The sequence below is a fragment of the Corynebacterium sp. HMSC064E08 genome (assembly GCF_001811805.1).
In the GTDB taxonomy this organism is placed as follows: Bacteria; Actinomycetota; Actinomycetes; order Mycobacteriales; family Mycobacteriaceae; genus Corynebacterium; species Corynebacterium jeikeium_D.
On sequence record NZ_KV806701.1, the window covers coordinates 1 to 2,385 of the forward strand.

Sequence of the window (2,385 nt, forward strand, 5' to 3'; positions counted from 1 at the left end):
CCACCCCAACCAGGGCAACCACCACGTGAGCAGCAGAAGAAGACTCTACCTTCACTGCAAACACAAGTCAAACCGACCGTGAATACAAAGTAAACTCTCCCCCACATCACCACAACAAGCGATTACATCGCCCTGTCGCGCTGACCCCGGATACATTACACACACTTCACACATAAAGCGAACCCCCAGGTCACAATGCTTTTCTAGGGCACTTTCGAGCTAAGAGAAGACCATAACCGTAGAGTTTCACTTAAAGCTGTTCGGCAATGCATTCGTTCACCGGCCGCTCACGCACACTAACGAACTATCTCAGCAGAATGACGTGGCCCGAAAGCCTCGTCGTAAAGCGAGATGGAGCGAAACCACCCCAATAGAAAGCTCCAGTGAGGAAAAGCTGGACTAGGGAACTAAAGTCGAACTGTGACTACATCAACGAAGACCGATGCTCGGACCGTCCATCCGGTCGATGAGTATCCAGGCCATGTGAAACTGCTTGTACTCGGCTTTCAACATGTGCTCGCCGCGTATGCAGGCGCGGTGGCAGTCCCGCTTTTCGTGGGCTGGGCACTTGTGGATGCCGGGCGTATGTCCCCATCCGATATTCCGCACCTAATTGCCGCGGACTTGTTTGTTGCCGGCATCGCCACCATCGTGCAGTCGGTGGGCATTTGGCGATTTGGCGTGCGGCTACCACTGATTCAGGGCTGTACCTTCTCTGCTGCCATTCCGATGGTCACTATCGGATCGCAATACGGCGTGCCCGCAATCTACGGTTCGGTGATTGCATCGGGCATTTTCATGATGCTCTTTGCACCGCTTTTTGCGTCGCTTCTACGCCTATTTCCGCCGTTGGTCACTGGTACGGTGCTATTGATTATCGGTACGACGCTTATGCCAGTCGCAGCTGACTGGGTTGGTGGCGGTGCTGAAGTTAAGGACACTCCTGATTTCGGCACACCCCAAAACTTGGCAGTAGCTGTGTTTGTGTTGGTCTTGATTCTCAGTATTGAGCGTTGGGCACCGGAATGGCTCGCCCGAATTGCCGTTCTAGTGGGCATGATTTCTGGGTTGCTGCTATGCATTCCATTGGGAATGGTGGATTGGTCTGGGACCAAGGACTCACCAATCTTTGGGCTGACACATCCGTTCTACTTCGGCATGCCTGAGTTTGTCTTCTCGGCTGTATTTGCCATGTGCATTGTCTCGCTAGTGACTATGGTCGAGGCGACTGGAGATGTGCTTGCAATCGGTGAGATTACCGAGACCGAGATTGATAATCGCCGTATTGCCGACACACTGCGTGCCGACGGTGCTGCGACCGTGATCGGTGGTATTTTCAATACCTTCCAATACACGGCGTTTGCCCAGAACATCGGCGTCCTGTCCATCACGGGTGTGCGATCCCGGTGGGTTACCGCAGCTGCAGGCGGAATGCTGCTGGTTCTAGGCCTGATTCCAAAGACGGCCGCTCTCGTTGCTGCTATCCCAGCTCCAGTTTTGGGAGGTGCCGGTATCGCCTTGTTCGGCATGGTCGCAGCATCCGGCGTCCGCACCCTATCCAAGGTTAAGTTCACTGAATCCAACGTGATTGTCGTTGGTATTCCGTTGGCACTGGCATTGCTTCCTGCTGTATCGCCCGAACTATTCTCCGGACTGCCGGCGTGGGCACAAACGTTTATGGCCTCAGGAATCTGCGTAGGTTCCGTCGCAGCAATCATCTTGAACCTTTTGTTCAACACCTCCGACCGTGCACCGCACGCAGTTACTCCGAGCGCTCACGACACCTTCCGCGGAGGTATCAACTCTGAAGATAAGGACCACGACGGCTACGGCGACGTCCCGCCAGATAAGCCGAGCAGCAATAACTAACTTCGGTACTTTGATCAGCGCGGCTGGATAGCTCAATCCCAGACCGCGCTGGCGTAACTAAATACAACACATTCCCGTATGGGCGCAGGAAATACCTCGCCCATACGGGATTTCCTTTTGGCGCGATCGAGAACGGCACCACGTTGTCTCGTAGGTACAACTCGAGAATCAGAGCTGATGCCTAAGTAAAGGTATGTCTCCCTATTTCGACAGCTTGGCAGTAAAGCCTTAATTGAACCGGGGCATCGGCATGTAGGCATGAGTGACAGTGATAGTCAGAGAAGTGCAATAAATGAATAGGACATGCCAACAAGCGCAGTGCCAGAATTCGAGGAGCCTTCGACCGGTCTACTGCGCATCAGACCCGTTCCAAGTACCCGCAACCAATCAAGATCAGTGTCTATCACCGAGACATAAGCTACGACATTTATTGATTGAATTCCGTTTACTTGTGGGCACAAAAAAATGGGCCGCAGCCCCCAACCCCACACAAGGGGCAAGGCAACCACGACCCAC

Annotated in this window: 1 protein-coding gene; it reads left to right on the top strand. The window is 53.6% G+C overall.

Translation table 11 applies throughout. The annotated features are described in order from the left end of the window. Nucleotides 1-420 precede the first annotated feature (420 nt). Nucleotides 421-1,869: a nucleobase:cation symporter-2 family protein gene (locus HMPREF2820_RS08610; protein ID WP_070603690.1), complete on the top strand. Its 1,449-nt coding sequence runs from the start codon at nucleotides 421-423 to the stop codon at nucleotides 1,867-1,869. Nucleotides 1,870-2,385 lie beyond the last annotated feature (516 nt).